Genomic DNA, 1,065 nt, shown 5'->3' on the forward strand with positions numbered 1-1,065 from the left:
GTGGTGTGTGTCTCGTCTGCTCCAGTGTTGGGGGGCCCCTCGGTGTCCGCGTCTGGGTTTATGGAGGAGTGTGAAGCTGGCCCCACAACACGCCGCAGAACAGAAGACCAGAAAACAGGGAGCCCGGGCGACGGGCATTCTCGGGCCGGGTATTCCCGCCCTTGACGCCGGCCGGGTTCATATCCTCGCGGATGGCGGCCTGCCGCGCCTTGACCCGCTGCCACAGCGCATCGTCGACGATCTGCAAATGGGGGACCGCCTCATTGACCAGCCCCTCTACGTCGTTCAGCCGTGATTGCCGCCTTTGTGTCTCGGGGTTCTTAGCATAGTTGAGCCGGTCCCAGATCAGCCGCCCGATATAAAGCTCGTTGTTCAGGATCCCGGTGCCCCGCTTCCAGTTCCCTGAAATCGTCGATGGCCCCCAGGTGCCAGAGCCCCTATTGCTTCTGGGACTGGAAATGCCCTCCTCGTTCAGCCTGGCCGCAATGGCACGGGCCGAATGACCGGCATCATACTCCCGAAAGATCCGTGCGACGATTGCGGCTTCTTCGGGGATGATATCGCGCTCGCCTGTCACCGGCGTGCCGTCTGCTTTAAAGGCGCGTGTTACGCTATAGCCGTAGCTGACCCCGCCCGCCGATTTGCCCTTGCGGGCGCGCCCTTCCAAACCGCGGTGGGTCTTTTGGGCGAGGTCTTTGATAAACAACGCCGACATCGTGCCCTTCAGGCCGATATGGATCTCGCTGATCTCTCCTTCCGCGACCGTCACAACCGGAATGCCAAGATACTTCATCTGCTTGTAGAAGGCGGCAATGTGTTCCTGATCCCGGCTGATCCGGTCGAGGCCTTCTGAGACGACCACATCAACCTTGCCGTTGCGCGCATCCTCGAGCAGGCGCTGATAGCCGGGCCGCATCAGCGAGACGCCGGAAATGCCTGCATCAGAATAGGCAAGCGCCAGAATCCAACCCAAATCGGGGACCAACAGCTGCCAAACGCGCTGGCTAATCCCCACTCGGGCCATTGACCTGCAGGGCGGGGGGAAAACGGGCAAGGGGGGGCGGG

1 protein-coding gene is annotated in these 1,065 nt (G+C 61.9%); it reads right to left on the minus strand.

Translation table 11 applies throughout. The features are described from left to right. Positions 1-58: 58 nt before the first annotated feature. The gene (locus HEP69_RS23675) at positions 59-973 is read right to left on the minus strand and encodes a recombinase family protein (protein WP_290560967.1); all 915 of its coding nucleotides are present in this window, start codon (positions 971-973) and stop codon (positions 59-61) included. Positions 974-1,065: the final 92 nt, after the last annotated feature.

Origin of the sequence: Aestuariivita sp. (assembly GCF_021404545.1) — a bacterium.
Taxonomy (GTDB): domain Bacteria; phylum Pseudomonadota; class Alphaproteobacteria; order Rhodobacterales; family Rhodobacteraceae; genus Aestuariivita.